Below are 20,556 nucleotides of genomic sequence, written 5' to 3'. Positions count from 1 at the left end.
GCCTGCCGGGACAGGGTGTCATAAAGCTGTCCGAAACGCTCATGTGACCTGAAATATCAAAAGATTGACCGATTTTATCAAGCGGAGGGACGCCTTTTCCCAAATCTTAGTCAGGCGTCCAATTCATCGGCAGCAGCAGTAATGACGCTCACGAAATGAGCACTCACCAGGAAAGAGCCTCAAGGTCCCCTGTCGATGCCAAACAGAGAGGTGAGTAAAATCTGAGCGTGCCGAAATATAGGATTGCAGAAATCAAAATGGCTTGATACACTGATGATTTTTAAAATAGATTATACGTAACCGGCTTGAGTAAGCCGCGCGAGCGGTCCTGGCGGACTTGCTCATTTTCATTTGGCGATTTCTTCCGGATTTTTTGTCGAAAAGAAAAAGCCGCGATCCCGTCTTCCGGATCATCAGCGGCAAGACATGCGTCCGAACGCCCCCATCCCACGGCCCCCCCAATGCACCGCGTCGGGACCGACCGGGGATCAACGACCCAACGCGCCCACAGGAAAGAGACACCCCAATGAGCCAGCTGCCCCGGATCGACTTCATCTATCTCTCCGAACAGGACATGGTCAAAGCCGGCGTGACCGACATGGCCGCCTGCGTCGACACGATGGAGGACATGTTCGTCCTTCTCCATACGGGCGACTACCGGATGGCCGGGGCGAACAATGACAGCCATGGCGCGATGGTCGTGTTCCCGGAGAACTCGCCGTTCCCGGACATGCCGAAGCCGACCGCCGACCGCCGCTTCATGGCGATGCCGGCCTATCTCGGCGGCAAGTACCGTACCGCCGGCATGAAATGGTACGGCTCCAACATCGCCAACCGGGAGAAGGGGCTGCCGCGCTCGATCCTGATGTTCATCCTGAACGACGCCGACACCGGCGCGCCGCTGGCCTTCATGTCGGCTAACCTGCTATCGGCCTACCGCACCGGCGCCGTTCCCGGCGTGGGGGCGCGGCATCTGGCCCGCAAGGACTCCAAGGTGGTCGGCGTCCATGGTCCGGGCGTGATGGCCAAGACCTCGCTGGCCGCCTTCATGGCGACCTGTCCCAACATCGACACGCTGAAGGTGCAGGGCCGTGGGCAGAGGAGCCTCGACAGCTTCCTGTCCTGGGTGAGGGAGACCTATCCCCGGATCACCACCATCGAGGTCGTCCACGACATCGAGGCCATCGTCCGCGGCTCCGACATCGTGACCTATTGCGCGTCGGGCGAGACCGGCGACGTGTCCAAATATCCGGTGGTCAAGCGCGAGTGGGTCAAGCCCGGCGCCTTCCTGTCGATGCCGGCCTCCTGCGAGATCGACGCCGGGATGGAACGCTCCGACGTCCGCAAGGTGCTCGACAACACCGGCCTCTATGAAGCCTGGTTCGAGGAACTGCCCAAGCCCGCCCATGTCCATGTGCCGGTGATCGGCGTCCGTTTCATGGACATGCTCCATGAGGGCAAGATCTCGCGCGACGAGCTTGAGGATCTGGGCGCCATCTGCGCCGGCGCCGCGCCGGGCCGCCGCAATGACGAGGAGATCATCATCCTGTCGGTCGGCGGCATGCCGGTGGAGGATGTGGCCTGGGGCACCGTCGTCTACCGCAACGCCATCGAGAAGGGGATCGGCGTTTCGCTGAACCTTTGGGAAACCCCGGTTCTGCGCTGATCCCAGGCGGTCCGCGCAATCCCCGCGCGGACCGGCACGCGCAATCCCCGTTTCATGGAGAGAACAGACAATGGCCAGGATCACCAAGGTCAAGACCGGCGCGAAGCTGGAGGAACTCAGCAGCTATTCCCGCATCGTCGCGGTGGATGATTGGATCTTCGTCTCCAACACCGCCGGGCGGAATCCCGAGACGAAGGAAATCCCCGAGGACGTCAGCGAACAGACCCATCAGGTGTTCAGGAACATCGACCGCGCTTTGAAGGCGGTGGATTCCGGTCTGGCCGACGTGATCTCCGCCCGCGTGTTCATCCAGACCCCGGAGGACACGCCGACCGTCATGGGCATCTTCGGCGACATGTTCCGTGGCGTCGATCCGACCCTGACCGTGACCTGCCCGCCGCTTGGTTCGACCGTCTACAAGGTGGAGATCGAGGTCACCGCCTATCGCGGCGCCGGCAAGGCCGAGGTGGAGCGCATCACCGCCTCTTCCTGACGCATCTCCTGACCCGTCGCCCAGCTTCGCCAGCTTCCCTCCGCCAGCCCTTCGCCCGCCCCCCGCAACGAGGACACGCCTCATGGCACCGGTCATCTCCCCCGTCCAGACATCGACGGTCATGCCCAAATCCACCACCGTCGTCGTCATCGGAGGCGGCATCGTCGGACTGATGACGGCGCTGACGCTCAGCGAGCGCGGCATCCCGGTGGTGGTTCTGGAAAAGGGGCGGCTGGCGGGGGAGCAGTCGTCGCGCAATCTCGGCTGGGTGCGCAAGACGTCGCGCGCGGTGCGCGATCTGCCGATGGCGTTGGAATCGGATCGGCTGTGGGCGGCGATGAACGAGCGGGTCGGCGGCGATGTCGGCTACCGCCAGGCCGGCATCATGTTCCTGTCCCGGACCGAGGCCGAGCTCGAGGTCCATCGCAAATGGCTCGCCTCCGCGCAAGCCCTGTCGCCGACCTCGCGCATGATCACCCCGGCCGAGATCGACGCCCTGGTGCCGGGCGGAAGCGGGGGATGGGTGGGCGGCATCTACACCCCGACCGATGGACGGGCCGAGCCGACGCAGGCCTCCAGCGCCATCGCGCGGGCGGCGATGGCGAAGGGGGCGGTCATCCTGGAGAATTGCGCCGTCCGCGAACTGTCGCTGTCCGGCGGGCGGGTCGGCGGCGTGATCACGGAGAAGGGAGAGATCGCCTGCCAGCAGGTGGTTCTCGCCGGCGGGCTGTGGTCGCGCCGCTTCCTCGGCAACATGGGCATCTTCCTGCCGACTTTGCCGCTGATCTGCTACGCCATCCGCACCGCCCCGATGGAGGGGCCGACCGACATCGCCGTCGGCGGGCCGGATTTCTCCTTCCGCAAGCGCGCCGATGGCGGTTTCACCATCTGCCAGCGCGGCGCCGTCGGTTCTCCGCTGGTGCTCGATCACGCCCTGCTCGGCCTGCGCTATCTGCCGATGTTCCGCGAGGGGCGCAGCCAACTGCGCATCAGCTTCGGCAAGGAGTTCTTCAGTGATCTGGCGCTGGCCCGCCGCTGGAGCCCGACCGCGACGACACCGTTCGAGAAGGTCCGGACGATGGATCCGCCCGTCCATCACGGCATCAACGCCGAGGCGATGGCCAACATCCGCGCCGCCTGGCCGGCCTTCACCAAGGCCGACATCCAGGAGGTCTGGGGCGGCACCATGGACATCACGCCGGATTCCCTGCCGGTGGTCGCCAATGCGGCGAAGATCCCCGGCCTGACGCTGGCCACCGGCTTTTCCGGGCATGGCTTCGGCACCGCACCCGCCGCCGGCCATCTCGCCGCCGACCTCGTGACCGGCGACACGCCCATCATCGACCCGGCGCCCTATCGCCTGGAGCGCTTGCAATAAACCGCCATCGGCCTATTGATCGACTGAATGGAGCAGGACCCGGCCCGCCGTAGCGGGCTGGAGTCTTCCCAGCTCAGCATGTCAGCCATCATGCCGGAGTCCGTCAGGCGCCGATCGGGAGCGCCGGGCGGAGTCCGGCTTTTTGTTTTTCCGCATATGACACGGCTCATGCCTGGGCGAGGCATGGTTGTTTCAGACAGCGTCGCGGATAGATTCGATATCCATGAATGAAATATTTCGCCATGCGCCGATATTTTTCTTCCGAGCGCATTAAATCGCTGTGAAACCAGCGTTGGGGATCTCCCGAATTTCGAATTTGACACCAACGGGAGTAGAAAAACTGCCTTAGCCGTCTTGCGGTAATTTGATGAAGTCGGTGGACGCGAATGGAAGATCTTCGCGAAAGCGTTGTTGTGGATTGCTCTGGTCCGATGACACTCGCGAAAGTGGATGAAGCGCGCGATCGAATTCGGGATTCGATGAAGTCGGCCAGGCGGATCGACATCGACTGTGCCGAGGCCGTCGAGACATCGATCTGCTTCATTCAACTTCTCCTGGCGGCGCGCAAGAGCGCGGCCGGACGTGGGGTTGCCCTGCATGTCCGGCAGCCGATTTCCGCGGCGCTGCGTGACGCGCTCGAACGGGGCGGCTTCGTCGGCGCGGCGGGATCGCCGCGCGAGGCTGAGGAATTCTGGATTGGGGAGCCCTGACATAATGGCCAAGACAATACTCACCGTCGATGACTCCGCCAGCATGCGCCAGATGGTCAAGCTGACCCTGTCGACCGCCGGCTATCAGGTCGTCGAGGCGGCAGATGGGCGCGAGGCGCTGGCCAAGGCGAAGGGCGGCGTCTTCAACATGGTGCTGACCGATCTGAACATGCCGAACATGGATGGTCTGACGCTGATCCGCGAGTTGCGGACGCTGTCGACCTACCGCGGTGTTCCCATCGTCTTCCTGACCACCGAATCCGGAGCCGACAGGAAGGCCGAGGCCAAGGCGGCCGGCGCCACCGCCTGGATCGTGAAGCCGTTCCAGCAGGACCAGCTGCTGGGCCTCGTCCGAAAAGTCATCGGCGCATGACCGGCGCCGATCCGGGCCAGATCTTCCGCGAAGAGTCGGCGGAACTGCTGGCGGACCTTGAAACCGCGCTGCTCCATCTGGAACAGAGCCCCACCGACCGCGAGCCGCTCGACACCGCCTTCCGCGCCCTGCACACGATCAAGGGCTCCGGCTCGATGTTCGGGTTCGAGGCGGCGGCGAGCTTCACCCATCATCTGGAAAGCGCCTTCGACCGGATGCGCAAGGGCGAGCTGGCGGCGACGCCGGCGATGATCGGCATCGCGTTGGCCGCCAAGGACCATATCCGCATCCTGATCGACGACCCCGCGAGTGCCGACGCCGCCATCGGCGACGGCATCCTGGCCCGTCTGGCCGAACAGAGCGATGTCGCGGCTGCGCTGCCGGCAACCGCGTCGATCAATCGCGACGGCGCGGACGACCGCGCCCGCTGGCGCATCCGGTTCCGCCTCGCCCCCGACGCGCTGGAGCGCGGGACCAATCCGCTCTTGCTGCTCGACGAGTTGCGCGGGTTGGGCGACGCCGAGGTCGTCGCCCTGACCGACGCCGTGCCGCCGCTGGAGGAGCTGGAGCCGACCCATTGCCATGTCGCGTGGGAGGTGACGCTCGCCACCGACCATCCGCGCTCGACCATCGAAGACGTGTTCATCTTCGTCATCGACGAGACCGAACTGACCATCGAGCCGGTGACCGGGGAGCCGGCAACCGGGAAGCCCATGGCGGCGCCCGTTTCGGAAGCGGCGCCGCTCGCAGCACCGCCCCATGTGAAGGTGCCGGCTGTTCAGAAGAGCGGGGCGGCGAATTCCACCCCGGCAAAGCCGGAAGCCGCCAACGAGAAGGGTGCCGAGAAGGGGAGGGCGCAGCCGGCGGCCAATTCCATCCGCGTGCCGGCGGAACGTCTCGACGATCTGATGGATCAGGTCGGCGAACTGGTGATCGCGCATGCCCGTCTGAAGCAGCTGATCTCCGACAGCGTCGATCTTCAGATCAAGTCGGTCACCGAGGAGATCGAGCGGCTGTCCAACGGCCTGCGCGACATCACCATGGGCATCCGCATGATGCCGGTGGAATCGCTGTTCGGCCGTTTCCGCCGGCTGGTCCGCGACCTGTCGCAGGATCTCGGCAAGGAGGTGGTGCTGACGATGTCCGGCGAGGAGACCGAGCTGGACAAGACGATGATCGAGCGGCTGAACGACCCGCTCGTCCACATCATCCGCAACAGCCTGGACCATGGGCTGGAGCCCGCGGCCGAGCGTGTCGCGGCGGGCAAGCCGCCGCAGGGCCGCATCCATCTGTCGGCCCGCCATGCCGGAACCCGCGTGCTGATGTCCATCCGCGACGACGGGCGCGGGCTGGACCGCGAGCGCATCCGCGCCAAGGCGGAGGAGCAGGAGCTGATCCCGCCCGGCGCCAGGCTGTCGGACGCCGAGCTGTTCCAGCTGATCTTCCATCCCGGTTTCTCGACGGCGCGGACGCTGACCAGCGTGTCGGGGCGCGGCATCGGCATGGACGTGGTCAAGCGCACGATCGACTCGCTGCGCGGCACCATCGAGGTCACCAGCACCCCCGGCGGCGGCACCGAGATCACGCTCGGCCTGCCTTTGACGCTGGCGATCATCGACGGGCTGCTGGTCCGGGTCGGGCAGGGGCGCTACGTCATCCCGCTGTTCGCGGTGGAGGAATGCGTGGAGTTGCCGGCGGACATCGAACGCCGCCACGCCAACCGCAATTTCCTGAACATCCGCGGCGCGCTGGTGCCGTTCCTGCGCCTGCGCGACAGCTTCGCCGTCCGTCATCCGCCCGATCCCTACCAGAAGATCGTCATCATCTCCTCCGGCGAGAAGCGGGTCGGTCTGGTGGTCGATCAGGTGCTGGGCGATCACCAGACCGTGATCAAATCGATGTCGAAGCTGCATGCCGACGTCGCCAACTTCTCCGGCGCCACCATCCTGGGGGACGGATCGGTGGCCCTGATCCTCGACATCGCCCAGATCGTCGCCTCCGGCCAGGCGCAGGACCAGCGGCGCGAGGCCTGCTGAGCGGCCTTCGACCGGACCCGATTCAACCGACTGACGTCACAGGGAGGCCGCCATGGCCGTCACCGAGACCGAGACCTTCGAAGCGCTGACCCTGGGGCTCGGCGGAGAGCTCTTCGCCATCGACGCCCATGCGGTCCACGAGATCCTGGACATCGTTCCCCAGACCGAGGTTCCGGGCGCGCCGCCCCTGGTCGGCCATCTGATCAATGTGCGGGGCAAGGTGGTGCCGCTGGCCGACCTGCGCATCCGCTTCGGCATGGAACGCACGCCGCCGACCATCGACACCCGCATCGTCGTCGTCGAAATCCTGCTGGACGACGAGCCAACGGTGGTCGGGCTGCTGGCCGACAAGGTGCACGAAGTGACCAGCATCGCCGGCGCCTCGATCGAAGAGACCCCCGACATCGGCATGCGCTGGAATTCCAGCCTGATCAAGGGAATCGGCAAGCGCGGCGACGACTTCATCATCATCCCCGACATCTTGCGGCTTTTCACCACCCACTGAAATCCAGCCACTGAAATCCGGCCGGCGGAATCCGGACCGGCCGGCAACAATGTTCAGGTCCGCGGAGCAAGGAACGACCATGCGCATCTCCATCAAAGCGAAAATCATCGCGGCATTCGGCACGGTCATCCTGCTGAGCGCCGCCACCGCCGGCATCGCCCTGAACGGCCTGTCGGACCTGAACGGGAAGGTCCAGCAACTCGTCGATGTGTCGGCGGAGCGGATCAACATCGCCCGCCAGATTCCGACGATGGTCTACATGATCCAGAAGGAGGAGAAGAATTTCCTGCTGGCTCGTTCGCATGATGAGATGGAGCGTTTCGACAAGTCCATCGACGCCCGTCGCGAAGAAATGAAGGGGGTGATCGAGCAATATCGCCGGATCGCCGACGCGGAGGCTCTGCGCAAGATCACACTTGTCGACAGTCTGATCGGCGATTTCCACGTCGCCCAGGATAAGGTCCGTGTCCTCGGCCGCATCCGGGCGAACGCCAAGGCCACCGACCTGCTGACCGGCCGGGCCACCGAGATGACCAACGACGCGATGAACAGCTTGTCCCCTCTGCTCGACCGGGTGGAAAAGGGTACCGACGCGACGATGGAGCAGCTTGTCATCGCCCACCGCATCCGGCGGATGATGGTGGACTGGTCGCAGATCCGCGTCCTGCTGCGCAACGGCCTGCTGGCTCCCGACGACGAGGGGACCGAGGCGGCGCTGAAACCGCTGCCCGGCCTGCTGAAGACGGTGAACCAGGAGCTGGATCAGATTCGCGCACTGCTGACCTCGGCGGAGGATCAGCGCCTCTTCGCCAACTTCCTCGGAAAATTCCGCGATTATGAACGGATGACGGAGGAGGCTGTCGGGCTTGCCCGTCAAAACAGCGAGAACAGGGCGCTGGCGGTCTCCGTCGGAGAGGTTCGCACCATCGCCGGCAAGCTGGCGCAGGCCGCCAACGACCTGGTCGCCGAGGCCGAGAAGGGCATGGCGGCGGACAGGCAGGCGGCCGAGTCCACCTACACCCAGATCCGGGCGCTCACCATCGGCGCCGTGGCGCTCGCCCTGCTGATCGCCGCCGCCGCCGGGTCCTATATCGCCATCTCCATCGCCCGTGGTCTCGGCAAGGCGGTCGGGCTGGCCGACGCGGTCGCCGTCGGCGATCTCAGCCGGAAGGTCGAGGTGTCGAGCGATGATGAGATCAAGGACCTGGTCACGGCACTGAACAGCATGACCGCCAACCTGAAGGCGACCGCCGACGTGGCCGACGAGATTTCCCGCGGCAACCTGACCGTCCAGGCCCGTCCGCAGTCCGACAAGGACATGCTGGGCCTGGCGCTGGAAACCATGCTTGAGAAGCTGCGCGGTGTCGTGACCGACGCTCTCACCGCCGCCGACAATGTCGCGGCGGGCAGCCAGGAATTGTCGGCCAGCTCCGAACAGCTCTCCCAGGGCTCCACCGAGCAGGCGTCGGCGGCCGAGCAGGCGTCGGCCTCGATGGAGGAGATGGCCGCCAACATCAAGCAGAATGCCGAGAACGCCACCCAGACCGAGAAGATCGCCCGCCAGTCGTCCAAGGACGCCCAGGCGTCGGGCGACGCGGTGAACAAGGCGGTCCAGGCGATGCAGACCATCGCCGAGAAGATCAGCATCGTGCAGGAGATCGCCCGCCAGACCGACCTGCTGGCGCTGAACGCCGCGGTGGAGGCGGCGCGGGCCGGCGAGCATGGCCGCGGCTTCGCCGTGGTCGCCTCGGAAGTGCGCAAACTGGCGGAGCGCAGCCAGGGTGCTGCGGCGGAGATCAGCGCCCTGTCGGCGGAATCGACCAAGATCGCCCAGGAGGCCGGGCAGATGCTGGCCCGTCTGGTCCCCGACATCCGCAAGACCGCCGAGCTGGTGGAGGAGATCAGCGCCGCCTGCCGCGAGCAGGATGTCGGCGCCGAGCAGATCAACCAGGCGATCCAGCAGCTCGACAAGGTGACGCAGCAGAACTCCAGCGCGTCCGAGCAGATGGCCGCGACCTCGGAGGAGCTGTCCTCGATGGCGACCCAGCTTCAGGACACCATCTCCTACTTCACGGTGGAGGAGAGGGCCGCCGCCCGTTCCGCCGCCCGCGTCCCGGCTCCGCCGGCCGCCTCGGCCAGGCCCGCGCAGTCCCAATCCCCGGCCCCCCGCCGCCCGGCGACGACCATCACCCTGTCGCACAAGCCGGCCGCCAAGCTGAATGGCAAGGACCGTGGCGTGAAGATCGCGCTGGAGGGCGGCAGCGGCCCCGACGATCTCGACGGCCGCTATACCGCCTTCTGATCATCGGGCCGTCTCCCACCCCCGAGGGGATGGCGCTTCCCGGCGCCATTCCCGCCGCTCCGTCCTTCAGAACCGGAAACCGCAGATGACCAGCGCGACCGCACCGCGCGAACCGGTGCAATATGTGACGATCGGCATCGATCGCGAGGTGTTCGCCATAGAGGTCGCCATCGTGCGCGAGATCCTCGATCTCCAGCCGATCACCCGCCTGCCGCACGCGCCGCCCTTCCTGGTCGGCATGATCGACGTGCGGGGGCAGGGGGTGCCGGCCGTCGATCTGCGGGTCAAGCTGGGCCTGCCGGCGGTGCAGGCCACCGCCCATACCCGGATCATCGTGCTGGACGTGCCGCAACAGGGGGGGGCGATGACCGTCGGCGTCATCGCCGACCGCGTCTTCGAGGTCACCTCGCTCGACGAGCGCGGGCTGGAAACGCCAACCCAGGTCGGCGGGCGCTGGCGATCGGACTGTATCCAGGCCATCGGCCGCGCCAACGGCACCTTCGTCATCATCTTCGACATCGCCCGGCTGTTCGCCGAGGATGACGTGGCTCTGCTGGACAGGGCGGAAGGGGTGTCATGACCATCTCCGACGACTGGCGGTCCGGCGACGGGATGGCGTCGATCCACCAGGACGGCCTGTCGGCGGGGGACTTCGCCCGGCTCGCCGTCATCATCGAACAATATGCCGGCATCCGCATGCAGCCGAGCAAGCGGACGATGGTGGAGGGGCGGTTGCGCCGCCGGGTCCGGCTGCTCGGGCTGGCGGATTTGAACGCCTATTGCCGCCATGTGCTGGACGAGGGCGGGCTGAACGAGGAGCTGGTCGATCTGATCGACGCCGTCACCACCAACAAGACCGACTTCTTCCGCGAGATCGAGCATTTCCGCTATCTGGTGGGCACCGCCATCCCGGCCCTGTCCCGCCTGCCGCATCATCCCGGCCGCGACCGGCCGATGAAGGTCTGGAGTGCCGCCTGTTCGACCGGGGCGGAGCCCTACACGGTGGCGATGCTGCTGCTGGATCAGGCGCGCGGCGGGACGCCGATCCGTCACGAGATCATCGGAACCGACATTTGCACCGAGGCGCTGGCGGCGGCCAAGGCCGGCGTCTACCCGTTCGACATGGCGAGGATGGTCCCGGCCCCCTTCGCGTCCCGCTACCTGATGCGGTCGCGCGACGACGACACCCCGACGATCCGGCTGGTGCCGCCGGTGCGCCAGGCGGTCCGGTTCGGCCGCCTCAACGTGATGGACCCTTCCTATCCGGTACCGACGGACATGGATGTGATCTTTTTCCGCAACATCCTGATCTATTTCGACAAGACGACCCAATACAAGGTGCTGACGAAGCTCTGCGGTCATCTGCGTCCCGGCGGCTATCTGTTCGTCGGCCACAGCGAGACCATCAACAACATGGATTTGCCGCTGAAGCAGGCGGGATCCGCCATCTTCGTCCGGAGCTGAACGATGAGCCAAAAGATTCGCGTGCTGATCGTCGATGATTCCGCGACCGTCCGCCAGACCCTGACCGACATCCTGTCGTCGGATCCGATGATCGAGGTCATGGGGACGGCGGCCGATCCCTACGCCGCCGTTCGCCGCATCGCGAAGGAGGAGCCGGACGTCATTACGCTGGACGTCGAGATGCCGCGCATGGACGGCATCACCTTTCTGCGCAAGCTGATGAGCCAGCATCCGATCCCCGTCGTGATGTGCTCCTCGCTGGTGGAGGGCGGCAGCGAGACGCTGATGCAGGCGCTGGAGGCCGGCGCCACCGACGTGATCCTGAAGCCGCGGATCGACACCCGCCAGAGCCTGCTCGACGCCCAGGTCCGCATCTGCGACACGGTGAAGGCGGCGGCCCACGCCCGCCCGCGCCAGCGCGCCACCACCGGCCCGGCATCCGCGTCCGCCACGCCCGCCGCCACTCCGGCCATCACCCCTCTTGGCCGCACCCGCGCCCCGGAACCGAAACTGAGCGCCGACGTGATGTTGCCGGCCCCCAGCGGCGGGGCGATGGCCCGCACCACCGAGCGTGTGATCTGCATCGGCGCGTCGACCGGCGGAACCGAGGCGCTGCGCGAGGTGTTGCAGGCGCTGCCCGCCGACTGCCCCGGCATCGTCATCGTCCAGCATATGCCGGAAAGCTTCACCGCCGCCTTCGCCCGCCGGCTCGACAGCCTGTGCGAGGTGACGGTGCGCGAGGCGCGCGACGGCGATACCGTGCTGCGCGGGCAGGTGCTGATCGCGCCGGGCAACCGCCATATGCTGTTGCAGCGCAGCGGCGCCCGCTATCTGGTGGCGGTCAAGGAGGGGCCGCTGGTGTCGCGCCACCGTCCGTCGGTCGACGTCCTGTTCCGCTCCGCCGCCCATTGCGCCGGCGGCAACGCGGTTGGTGTCATCATGACCGGGATGGGCGACGACGGCGCCACCGGGATGCGGGAGATGCATCAGGCCGGCGCCTTCACCGTGGCCCAGGATGAGGAGAGTTGTGTCGTCTTCGGCATGCCGAAGGAGGCCATTGCGCGGGGCGGGGTGGACAAGGTGGTCGGACTCTCATCGATCACCCGCGAGATCCTGCGTCATGACCGTTCGTGACCCTTTCCGCTCACCCTGACGCATCCGATTGGAAAAGGCTTCCGGCATGGACAGCTTCATTGACGCGGCGGCCTTCGGAAACACGCCCCCCGCCGGTCCCGCGCCTGTCGCGCCCGGTCCAGATGCCGGGCTGATCCGCTCGCTGAAGGCCGACCTGCGCGACGCGTCGGCGCCGATCGAGGCGACCTTCCTCACGGTCGGCGAAACGCTGTCGCGGACGCTGGAGCATATGAGGGCGATCGGCGAGCGCTTCCGCGCGCTTTCCCTGCTGATCGACAACGAGGACGGCGTCCAGGCGACCAGACGGCTGGGCAATGTCCGTGAGGTGACCGACGGGCTGGCCTCCAGCCTGCGGCGGACGCTGACCGAGCTGACGGAGTTGGACAAGGCGGGAACCGACATGGCCGGCCTGCTCGGTTCCCTGTCGCAGATCATCGGCGAGATCACCGCCCTGGCAATCAACGCGAAGGTCCAGTCGGTCCAGATCCGCTCCGGCAGCGACGATTTCAGCGTCTTCAACCGGGAGATCGACCGGCTCCACCGGTTGGCCGAAACAGCGGTGACGCAGGCAACCGGTCGTCTCGCCTGCCTGCGCGAGACCATGACGGCGGCGAAGAACGACGCCGACGCGTTCCAACGCGACAATCTGGCCCGCCTGGGCGATGTCGGGCGCCGTCTGCAAGGCAGCCTGGATCGGCTGACGGCGTACCGCGGCTCCGCGCAGACCGCCGCGCAACGCTTCGTCCACCGTGTCGACGAGATCGGCCGGCGGATCGCCCGCTGCATCAGCGATCTTCAGGTCGGGGATTTCACCTGCCAGCGGCTGGCCCATATCGCCGAAGCCGTTGATGTGCTGGCGCTGCTGGCCGATCCTTCACCGACCTCCGCGTTGCCATCGGATCTGCGCTGGCTCGCGGAGCTGGAGCAGGGCCGCAGGGCGGACCTGTCGGCGGCGGTCTGTCGCCTCCAGATCCACCAGTACAGGGAGGCGAGCGACGATTTCGGCGCTCAGGTGGCGTCGCTGAAGGGCAACCTCGACGCGCTCGCCCGCGACGCGGACATGATCGCGCGGGAAGCCACCGAATTGTTCGGGTCGAGTGACGGCGCTCCGCACGGTGAAAGGCCGGGTGGCGAAAGCCCGGCCGCAGGTCGCTCCGTCCTGCATGACGTCGCGGGCGAGGTCGATCACGCCCTGGAACTGCTGCATCACTATCGCCGCTGCGACGACATGATCCGCAAGCGGGTGGTGGAGATCTCCAACGGCTTCGCCGTCATGGACAGGGATGTGCTCGCCATTCGGTCCGTCGACACCGACATGCGGCTGATGGGGTTGAACACCACCCTCAAATGCGCGCGCCTGGGAATGGCGGGACGGGCGTTGAGCGTGGTGGCGCAGGAACTGCGCGCCTGTAGCCGGCGGACCGAGGATGTATCGCAGGCGATCACGCAGGCGATCGGGGCGGCCGCCGAACAGGCGAATGGTCTGGATCGCCGGTCGGGCAGCAACCATCAGCTCGCCATGGACCTGGTGGACGCGATGGGCAAATCCATGGACTGCCTGAAGCGGGTCCATGCCGGCCAGATGCGTGACCTGTCGGCGATGACCGGCGATTGTCTGGAAGCGTCGAAGATGCTGACCGTCACCGTCGGCCGGCTCGACATCGAACGGCGTCTCGGCGGCTTCGCCCAACGCTTCGCCGAACGGATGCAGCCTCATGCCGGAGATGGCGCGGACAGCCTGTCCGGCCTTTCCGACGACATGGCCCGGCTCTTCGCGAAGCTGTACACCGGCGACCGCGAAAGGGAGATCCATGCGGCCCTCTTCGGAGGCGGCGTCCCGCCGGCCGGACCGAGCCGGGCTGCGGAGGTCGACGAGTTCTTCCTGTGACCGCCGTCGGCGCGGCGCCGGGGAAAGCGCCGCGTCCGGCCAGGGCGTCATTGCGGGGGAGGGGCTGGCGGCTTCCTTCCCTCGGCAAGCTGTTTGGCCGCGAGGGCCGCGACCGGCGAGTCGAGGGCGGACAGTCGCTGGTAGGCTTCGAGAGTCCAGGCACCGTCGTCGCTGGCGGCCAATCGCACGGCATCGACGATCCCACGCACCTTGGCATCGGCGGGGTTGTCCGGCCGGTCCGGATTGAGGACCGGCACCGCGTTCGGAGCGTAGGTCCGGATATCGATGGTGCGTTCGTCAGTCTGCCATTTGATCGTCAGGCGGTAGAGCCGGTTCGCCTCGAACGCGCCTTCGCTGTTTTCAAGCGTCGCCTTGCCTCCTGTTATGCCGGCAAGATGCGCAAGCGTCCGGTTCCTGTCCGATCGGAGGGTCAACTCGACGGGGCCGGGGATGTTGCTCCAGGCGAGGGCGAGCCTCCTGCCCCCCGCCACGAGATTGTTGTTGAGTCTCCATCTCACCGGGGCCGTCGCCCCGTCATCATCCGGGCCCCGGGTGATGTTCTGCATCGTTTCCGGCAGCGCCGCCGGCCTGAGCCAGGCCGTCAGGAAGCGGAACATGTTGTCGGACACGGTCGAAGGAACACCTTGTCCGGCGACGGGGAAGGGCCGATTCTGATCGATCGTCACCTCCTCGTCCCTGTCGCGTGACAGGGCGATTTTCACGGTCGTCCGAACCGACGCGCGGATGACATCGCCCTGTTGGACCCGGAACATGCTGTTTGCGGGGATTCGCTCCAGCGAGCCGCTGGCTCCGCGTTGCACCTCCACCGGCTGGTTGCCGGAGAGCGCGACGAAGCCGCTTTCGATGACGAGGGCCAGTGATGGCGTCGTCCACCCCATCGCCAGACCGCCCAGGATCGTCGCGAGCAGTCCTTTTGCCGACAGGCTGCTTCCGGTCTTTCCTGACATGTCTTTTGCTCCTTAGAGTTGGGTCGTCGAAATATCCGCTTTTTCCGGGCTTGTGGTCACCGGCCGCACCTCTGCCGGGGCGGGCAACGGAGGCTTCGGGGAACTCGCGCCGTGAGTCCGATGCCTGAAGCGATGGAGCACGGCGTGGAGAATCTTATGGTGGATGAATGCGCTGATCGCCGGCGCCGTCACATCCATCCAGAGACCGGCGCCCCAGATATAAACCGCGGCTCCAGGAATGATGACGCAACAGGAAACGATGATCACGGCATTGACGAAAAACGCTCTTCTGGCGAATTCCGCCAAGAATACGGCGCCGACCGATGCCAGGAAGCTGATGAACAGCTCAAGTGCCAGAATGCCTTTCTTATCCAATATCCGGAATTCCGGTAAATTGATCTGCGAGTGGAGGGCGTTGATGATGACCATCGTCCCCGGCATCCAGCCGAGGGGAGTAACCTTGATATCGCCTGATCCTTGATCAGCCGCTCCGATCACCACGATGCGTCCCCGGAACATGGTCTGTGACGACGGCTGGGCTTTAAGGGTCTGGTCATCGATGAACTTGCGATCGACCACTGGTACCCTGTCGGGGCCGTACATGGCCGGCAACTCGCCCTTTTCCAACAGCCAGGGCAACGTGAAACGGATCCAGTTTCCTGTCCGGCACGGGCTCTGGTCCAACAGGATGGTCCGTCCGTTGGCAAGAGAGATCGGTTCCGGCGCCTCCTTCGAACAGAAGGAGTCTTGGGGGATATGGCGTTCGACCGCTTTGGTCAGTTTTTCTGTCAAATCGGCCAAAGCCGCCGCCGGGGTTTCTGCCGGACCGTTTCCATTGGCGTCGATCAAGGCGCTCATCGCCAGAAAGACCGATGGCGTGATGCGGGGAACCGTGTCGGTGCAGACCCGCTCATATTGCGTCAGGTATTGTGCGGTCAGGAAACGCGGATTGCCGCCGATGGTCGCGGTTACCCAGTGGATCTGCGAAGTTTTACTATCCATTTTGCTATCCAGCGCGCTGAACATGGTCCTCCGGGCCATGCGGCAGCCGCCGGCTTTGCCGGCCTCTTTCCGGCTGGGCTCATCGAGCAGCAGATCGCGGACGAGGAACACCGGTGTGCCGGCCGGATTATTCAGGCTTGCGAGATACTCGTACAGCTCGTTGTTGCCGGGCTCCTCGCCATCCAGGCCGACATCAAGGACGACCGCCGTCGCCCCGCCATCGACGGCGATCCGGACCAGATCCTTCAGCCGGTCGCGCCGGATCCTGGGTGACGGCTGTTCCCAGCCATCGATGGTTTCACGGGTGACGCCGAACAGGGTGAAGGCGACATTGAGGTTCCCGACCGGCACATTCCGCCAGAATGAGCTGTAGACCCCGAATGTGTAGTCTTCGATCTGCCTTTTCAGGGCAGTGTCCTTTATCAGATATAGCGCGCCGACGGGAACGAGGCCGAAAAAAGTCAAGAGGAAAACCCAGAATACTTTGCTGATTATGATTTTTTTGTGCCTGATCTTTCTTTCTGGAAGATATTTTTTCAGCCAATCAGATGCGGTTATCCTGGGTTTATTCAGCATAATGATCTTTCTTCGGTATGAATTTCCAAAAATTGCTTTATATGCGTATGTCGGAGCCGATCTGGACAAAGGCCGCCCAGTAATAAGGGTGGCTATATTGCTTGTCCTGACTGAGGCGCATCTGGGCGATGCGCAGGGCCGTCGCCGCCGTGTTGCCATCGCGCAATGCTGAATAAAATGCCTCCATGAGGGGTGTCGTGGCGATGTCGTTCACCTTCCACAGGCTGGCCACCACCGATTGGGCGCCGGCGCTGAGGAAGCCGTCCGCGATGCTGGTCAGATCCTGGTCCTGGTCGTCGCCACGGATCGCCGAGACACAGGCGCTCAGCACCGTGAGCGTCGTCGGTATTTGCGTGGTGTGGAGTATTTCCACCGTCAGTTCGCCCTTGCCCGCCAGATCCGACAGCTGCAATCCGGCTTGCAGTGGTTTGCGTGGTTCGAATTTGCCATGCGCCGCGATGTGAAGAATGCGTGTGTTCGGCCCCTCGTTGAGGACCCTTTCGATTGTGGCGTCCTTTTTCTTATAAACCGATGTCTCGTAGCCGGCCGTGCGGGGAAAGAGCTTCTCCAGCATATCGACCTCCCGTTCGGCGGCTTTCAACGGCGGATTTTTCTTATCTTCGCGCAGTTCCGGATTGCCAAGCGCCAGGACTCTGGGCGGCTGCTGCCGCTCGTCCCGCCGCAGGGTGGCGAGGGCGGTCAGGCTGGGAACGATGCGAATCTGCCTCGATTGAATAAGCGGCCCTGAGCCGTCGTCGAGTACGCCGAACGGAACGGCGAACAATTCACCATGCGGCACGATGAGCAGCTTGCTTGTCCGCGTGGAGGACAGCAGCGGCTCCAGGAAATGCCGGTAGAGTCGTCTTGCCGATTCCCGGTAGCTGTCATCCTGCGCGCTCTGGATCTCCGTGACAAAGGATCCAAGGGGTACGGGAGAGGAGCCGAGAGTGTGATGACTGCGGATCGCGCCATTTTCGATCAGCAGGGCATGCCATTGCGGGGCATCGGTGCCGCTCCGGATCGGAAAGAAGACGATCGTGGCCTCATCGCCGTCGGACCGTGGCTGGAACTCGGAGAAGGTCAGCGGTCTGGCGCCACTGACCACGGCCAGGGCCGGGGCGTCCCGTGCGATGGCGTCGGATGCCTCCCGGGCGGCTTGGGCGGCCTTCAAGGCTTCCGAGCCGGACGGCTGGAGGTTCAGGAACTCGTCGGATTGAAGCAGTTTCGCTTGATTGGCGGCCACCCGTGGTCGGCTGGAATCATGGGTCTTCTTGCCCTGCACGCCGACCAGCCGCTCCACCAGCAGCCGGGACCGCGCCCGTTCCATATATTCCAACGCTTCCGTGAAGGCGCCGCGATCGAGAAGCAGCGCGACCAATTCCTGATAGGCGGCATAGCTGCTGGCGGAGAAGGCGAGGCGTCCGATATCCGACGCGATGGACGAGCGGCTTGCCTCGATCAGGTCGATGGCTTGCTTGAAGCGGTCCACCGCCGCGGCGGGATTGTCCGGACGTTCCAGGCGCCCCATCAATTGCAGGGACTGCCAATGCACCGTTCTGTAGGAGGCGATGTCGGGATAGGACAGCAGCCTGTCGAGATGGCGGCGGGCATCGGCCGTACGGTTGAGCGTGGCCATGCATTTCGCCGCCAGGAACTCGACATGGACATTTCCCGCCGGTGCGATCGAATGATTGCCGAGGATGCCGATATCGAAGGCTTTCACCAGGTCGAGCCGGAAGGTCGGCCGCGCGGCATTGGCCGAAGCCGGCTGTGTTCCCAGGCCGTAATCCGCCAGCAGCCTGCGGTTCGGGTCCTCGAGCAGGGCGAGGGTCCTGTCGCATCGTCCGACCTCCGCGAACAGGGTCGCGGCCCAGAAGGATGGCTGCGGCTGCTTGCTGCGGGCCCGCAACTCGATCTCGGGGATCATGAGGTCCAGGTTCGATGGATTGACGCGTAGCGAAATCAGCTTTCCCAAGATCACGCCGTTGTCGCTCTCGTCGCCTTTGATATAGTTGTACGCCTCTTCATATCGACCCTGGGCCAAGTGCAGCAGGGCCTCGCGGCGGTTGGTGATCGCCCGCGCGGCCGGGGTCGCCCCGGCCTTCTTCAGGAATTTCTCGTTGCAGGCCTCCGCCTCGCCCAGCGCATCGGCCCGCAATTCCAGTTCGCACAGCAGATTCAGGCTCAAGACGCTCTGCCGTTCGATCGGAACAGCGCGCAGGCGCTGCCGCAGGTTGCCCAGACGGCCCGCCGCGATGTCGTCGAAATCCTCAGGCGAGATCCCGTCGCGTTCCGTCCCAAGCCTGGTCAGCTCATATTCGGGAACGAACAGGACGGGACCGCATGCGGTCAGCAGGATCATCAGCGACGCGACCATCGCGCGCAAAGCCGTCTCGGGCATCCGGGCAACTCCACGGTGAAGGGCGAAGGAGGGTCAGAAGCGGTAGCCGGCGTTCAGCTTCAGCGCGTTGTAGTTCCGTCCGACCGTGTAGGTCAGGCCGAGACGGAAGGAGTCCCACATCTGGTCGCCGTCCGCATGGCGTGTGCCGACGACCAGCCCCAGTTCATTGTAATGCGGAACGTAAAGCCGGTCGCCGAAGGCGTAGGTGTCGGTGACATAGGCCTGCCAGCTGATCGGCCGCTCGAACAGGGCGCCGTCCAGCGGACCCTCGATGCTGATCCCGTTTTTCGTGATCGCGTTGCGCAGCTTGTAATCGAACGAATAGCCGCTGACCGAAAAACCGCCGGTCTTGTAGAAGCCGATGCCATTGCCGATGCCGATCTTCAAATCCGGCGTGGCGTGGAATGTGTAGAAGCTCGTCAGGTCGGCCGAATACATCAGCGCGGCGGAACCGAGATCGATCGATCCGGCGGCGCCGGCGCGGACCGAGGGCGAAAGATACCAGCGCTCCGCCACCAGAGGCACCCGCAGCGAGGCGCCGAAGGAGCCGATCCCCGACTGCGCCCCTTCGGTCCGCACATAGGTCAGGGGCAGATCGAAGGTCAGCGCATAGTCGGGATCGGGAAAGGAGATGGTGTATTTCAGCGGCAGATGAACCGATGCGGTCGTATATCCGCCGGATCTTGCGAGGCCGGCATCGCCGCCCGCGGAAAAGAGGTTCGGGTTGTTCGGCCGCTCCGAGCTTCCCGGAGCCTGCGGTGACGGCTTATCGCTCAACACGCCGAAGCCGGTGGCCGTGCTGAAGGAGGTGGCGTTCATCTGCGCCTGTAGGCTGTTCGGATTGCCCGCCACCGGGTCGACCGGCGATGTCGCCACCAGTTCCCGCATCAGCCGCGCCAGGATATCGCCGCCGTTCTTCAGCAGGAAATCCTTGAACTGCGATTGGCTGTCCTTTCGTGTCGTGCCGGTGAAGGTCAGATCGATGCCGATGGACGGAACATTGAAACGGAGCGCGGTCGAATTGGCGCCATAGGAAGCCGTCGTCGAAAGCCCCCTGATGAAAAGATTCGTGGTGACGGCCGAGTTGTCCGTATAGAGATTGACGTAATTCTTCAGGTTCTGGCCGGACAAGGCATCGACCAGATCGGAGATCTTGTTGAAGGACACGCTGGCGGACTGGGTATTCCCGGAAATCTGGTTGGTGATGTTGGTCTGCGGCCGGCTTGTTGGGAGTGTTCCCGTTCCCGATCCGCTTCCCGCGCTGGTGGTGGCTCCGAGAGAGGTGGCGGATTGCAGGGTCAGATAGGCGTCCAGCCGGAACAAATCTTTCGCTTCGGAAGCTGAACCAGCGAAGAGGATTGTCGCAGGCACCGTAAGAGTTGTAAATTTCACAACTAAAGATTTGAACTTATTTTGCATACAAAGATTGTTCACGATGCCCTCTATCTATCCGTTCCGGAATAAGAGAAATTTATTTTCTTTGTAAGATTGAGTCAACGTTGCCAGCGCTCTTTTTGAGATTCAAATTATGGTTTACTGTTTCCTAAAAGGGTGGAGCGAAATCGAAATCTCCAATCCAGGGATGCTGCCGGTGCCGTCATGGCTGGGAGTCCTCCCCTGCGGGAAAATGCCGCTGAGCCCGACCGCGGCATTTCGGATA

The 20,556-nt window shown here is 64.7% G+C and carries 16 protein-coding genes; 12 read left to right on the top strand and 4 right to left on the bottom strand.

Annotated elements, in window-relative coordinates; genetic code table 11:
- The first annotated feature begins 526 nt into the window (after positions 1 to 526).
- The 12 genes from AZL_RS20025 to AZL_RS19970 all read left to right on the top strand — a co-directional run bounded on the left by AZL_RS20025 (position 527) and on the right by AZL_RS19970 (position 13,949).
- A complete protein-coding gene (locus AZL_RS20025) occupies positions 527 to 1,666 on the top strand; it encodes a tyramine oxidase subunit B (protein ID WP_012976288.1) in 1,140 nt (379 codons plus the stop codon).
- Between the two features lie 70 nt (positions 1,667 to 1,736).
- Complete coding sequence (locus tag AZL_RS20020; protein WP_012976287.1) at positions 1,737 to 2,159, top strand: Rid family hydrolase; 423 nt, start codon at positions 1,737 to 1,739, stop codon at positions 2,157 to 2,159.
- A gap of 82 nt (positions 2,160 to 2,241) precedes the next feature.
- Positions 2,242 to 3,537, top strand: a complete 1,296-nt coding sequence (locus tag AZL_RS20015; RefSeq protein WP_012976286.1) for an NAD(P)/FAD-dependent oxidoreductase — start codon at positions 2,242 to 2,244, stop codon at positions 3,535 to 3,537.
- 386 nt (positions 3,538 to 3,923) lie between these two features.
- Positions 3,924 to 4,247 carry an STAS domain-containing protein gene (locus tag AZL_RS20010; protein WP_012976285.1) on the top strand — a complete coding sequence of 108 codons (324 nt, stop codon included), beginning with the start codon at positions 3,924 to 3,926 and terminating at the stop codon, positions 4,245 to 4,247.
- A 4-nt stretch (positions 4,248 to 4,251) separates the two neighbouring features.
- Positions 4,252 to 4,620 carry a response regulator gene (locus tag AZL_RS20005; protein WP_012976284.1) on the top strand — a complete coding sequence of 123 codons (369 nt, stop codon included), beginning with the start codon at positions 4,252 to 4,254 and terminating at the stop codon, positions 4,618 to 4,620.
- The gene (locus tag AZL_RS20000) at positions 4,617 to 6,656 is read left to right on the top strand and encodes a chemotaxis protein CheA (protein WP_012976283.1); all 2,040 of its coding nucleotides are present in this window, start codon (positions 4,617 to 4,619) and stop codon (positions 6,654 to 6,656) included. The genes AZL_RS20005 and AZL_RS20000 overlap by 4 nt, the downstream gene beginning before the upstream one ends.
- A gap of 52 nt (positions 6,657 to 6,708) precedes the next feature.
- A complete protein-coding gene (locus tag AZL_RS19995) occupies positions 6,709 to 7,161 on the top strand; it encodes a chemotaxis protein CheW (protein ID WP_012976282.1) in 453 nt (150 codons plus the stop codon).
- A gap of 79 nt (positions 7,162 to 7,240) precedes the next feature.
- Complete coding sequence (locus AZL_RS19990; RefSeq protein WP_012976281.1) at positions 7,241 to 9,463, top strand: HAMP domain-containing methyl-accepting chemotaxis protein; 2,223 nt, start codon at positions 7,241 to 7,243, stop codon at positions 9,461 to 9,463.
- A gap of 85 nt (positions 9,464 to 9,548) precedes the next feature.
- The gene (locus AZL_RS19985) at positions 9,549 to 10,043 is read left to right on the top strand and encodes a chemotaxis protein CheW (protein ID WP_012976280.1); all 495 of its coding nucleotides are present in this window, start codon (positions 9,549 to 9,551) and stop codon (positions 10,041 to 10,043) included.
- Complete coding sequence (locus AZL_RS19980; RefSeq protein ID WP_247894368.1) at positions 10,040 to 10,927, top strand: CheR family methyltransferase; 888 nt, start codon at positions 10,040 to 10,042, stop codon at positions 10,925 to 10,927. Before AZL_RS19985 ends, AZL_RS19980 begins: the two co-directional genes overlap by 4 nt.
- Positions 10,928 to 10,930: 3 nt before the next feature.
- Entirely contained in the window at positions 10,931 to 12,061 is a 1,131-nt protein-coding gene (locus AZL_RS19975; protein ID WP_012976278.1) for a protein-glutamate methylesterase/protein-glutamine glutaminase, read from the top strand.
- A gap of 46 nt (positions 12,062 to 12,107) precedes the next feature.
- A complete protein-coding gene (locus AZL_RS19970; RefSeq protein ID WP_012976277.1) occupies positions 12,108 to 13,949 on the top strand; it encodes a hypothetical protein in 1,842 nt (613 codons plus the stop codon).
- A gap of 47 nt (positions 13,950 to 13,996) precedes the next feature.
- Here AZL_RS19970 and AZL_RS19965 read toward each other — a convergent pair whose 3' ends face one another.
- Genes AZL_RS19965 through AZL_RS19950 form a run of 4 tightly spaced genes read right to left on the bottom strand, consistent with a single transcriptional unit; the run spans position 13,997 to position 20,219 of the window.
- Positions 13,997 to 14,917, bottom strand: a complete 921-nt coding sequence (locus AZL_RS19965) for a hypothetical protein (protein ID WP_012976276.1) — start codon at positions 14,915 to 14,917, stop codon at positions 13,997 to 13,999.
- A gap of 12 nt (positions 14,918 to 14,929) precedes the next feature.
- Positions 14,930 to 16,495, bottom strand: coding sequence for a CHASE2 domain-containing protein (locus AZL_RS19960; protein ID WP_012976275.1), 1,566 nt, complete (start codon positions 16,493 to 16,495; stop codon positions 14,930 to 14,932).
- 37 nt (positions 16,496 to 16,532) lie between these two features.
- The gene (locus AZL_RS19955; RefSeq protein ID WP_012976274.1) at positions 16,533 to 18,896 is read right to left on the bottom strand and encodes a CHAT domain-containing protein; all 2,364 of its coding nucleotides are present in this window, start codon (positions 18,894 to 18,896) and stop codon (positions 16,533 to 16,535) included.
- A 33-nt stretch (positions 18,897 to 18,929) separates the two neighbouring features.
- Positions 18,930 to 20,219, bottom strand: coding sequence for a hypothetical protein (locus AZL_RS19950; RefSeq protein WP_042444327.1), 1,290 nt, complete (start codon positions 20,217 to 20,219; stop codon positions 18,930 to 18,932).
- Between the last annotated feature and the right edge of the window lie 337 nt (positions 20,220 to 20,556).

This window comes from Azospirillum sp. B510, assembly GCF_000010725.1.
Classification (GTDB): Bacteria; Pseudomonadota; Alphaproteobacteria; order Azospirillales; family Azospirillaceae; genus Azospirillum; species Azospirillum lipoferum_B.
The sequence above is the reverse complement of the archived record's forward strand: the minus strand, read 5'-3'. Positions and strand labels throughout refer to the sequence as shown.

Excerpts from the sequence above, each read along its gene's own strand:
- AZL_RS20010 (WP_012976285.1), top strand. The coding sequence starts at position 3,924 with ATGGAAGATCTTCGCGAAAGCGTTGTTGTGGATTGCTCTGGTCCGATG.
- AZL_RS19965 (WP_012976276.1), bottom strand. The coding sequence starts at position 14,917 with ATGTCAGGAAAGACCGGAAGCAGCCTGTCGGCAAAAGGACTGCTCGCG.
- AZL_RS20000 (WP_012976283.1), top strand. The coding sequence starts at position 4,617 with ATGACCGGCGCCGATCCGGGCCAGATCTTCCGCGAAGAGTCGGCGGAA.
- AZL_RS19980 (WP_247894368.1), top strand. The coding sequence starts at position 10,040 with ATGACCATCTCCGACGACTGGCGGTCCGGCGACGGGATGGCGTCGATC.
- AZL_RS19990 (WP_012976281.1), top strand. The coding sequence starts at position 7,241 with ATGCGCATCTCCATCAAAGCGAAAATCATCGCGGCATTCGGCACGGTC.
- AZL_RS19960 (WP_012976275.1), bottom strand. The coding sequence starts at position 16,495 with ATGCTGAATAAACCCAGGATAACCGCATCTGATTGGCTGAAAAAATAT.
- AZL_RS20025 (WP_012976288.1), top strand. The coding sequence starts at position 527 with ATGAGCCAGCTGCCCCGGATCGACTTCATCTATCTCTCCGAACAGGAC.
- AZL_RS20015 (WP_012976286.1), top strand. The coding sequence starts at position 2,242 with ATGGCACCGGTCATCTCCCCCGTCCAGACATCGACGGTCATGCCCAAA.
- AZL_RS19975 (WP_012976278.1), top strand. The coding sequence starts at position 10,931 with ATGAGCCAAAAGATTCGCGTGCTGATCGTCGATGATTCCGCGACCGTC.
- AZL_RS19955 (WP_012976274.1), bottom strand. The coding sequence starts at position 18,896 with ATGCCCGAGACGGCTTTGCGCGCGATGGTCGCGTCGCTGATGATCCTG.
- AZL_RS19995 (WP_012976282.1), top strand. The coding sequence starts at position 6,709 with ATGGCCGTCACCGAGACCGAGACCTTCGAAGCGCTGACCCTGGGGCTC.
- AZL_RS20020 (WP_012976287.1), top strand. The coding sequence starts at position 1,737 with ATGGCCAGGATCACCAAGGTCAAGACCGGCGCGAAGCTGGAGGAACTC.
- AZL_RS19985 (WP_012976280.1), top strand. The coding sequence starts at position 9,549 with ATGACCAGCGCGACCGCACCGCGCGAACCGGTGCAATATGTGACGATC.
- AZL_RS19970 (WP_012976277.1), top strand. The coding sequence starts at position 12,108 with ATGGACAGCTTCATTGACGCGGCGGCCTTCGGAAACACGCCCCCCGCC.
- AZL_RS20005 (WP_012976284.1), top strand. The coding sequence starts at position 4,252 with ATGGCCAAGACAATACTCACCGTCGATGACTCCGCCAGCATGCGCCAG.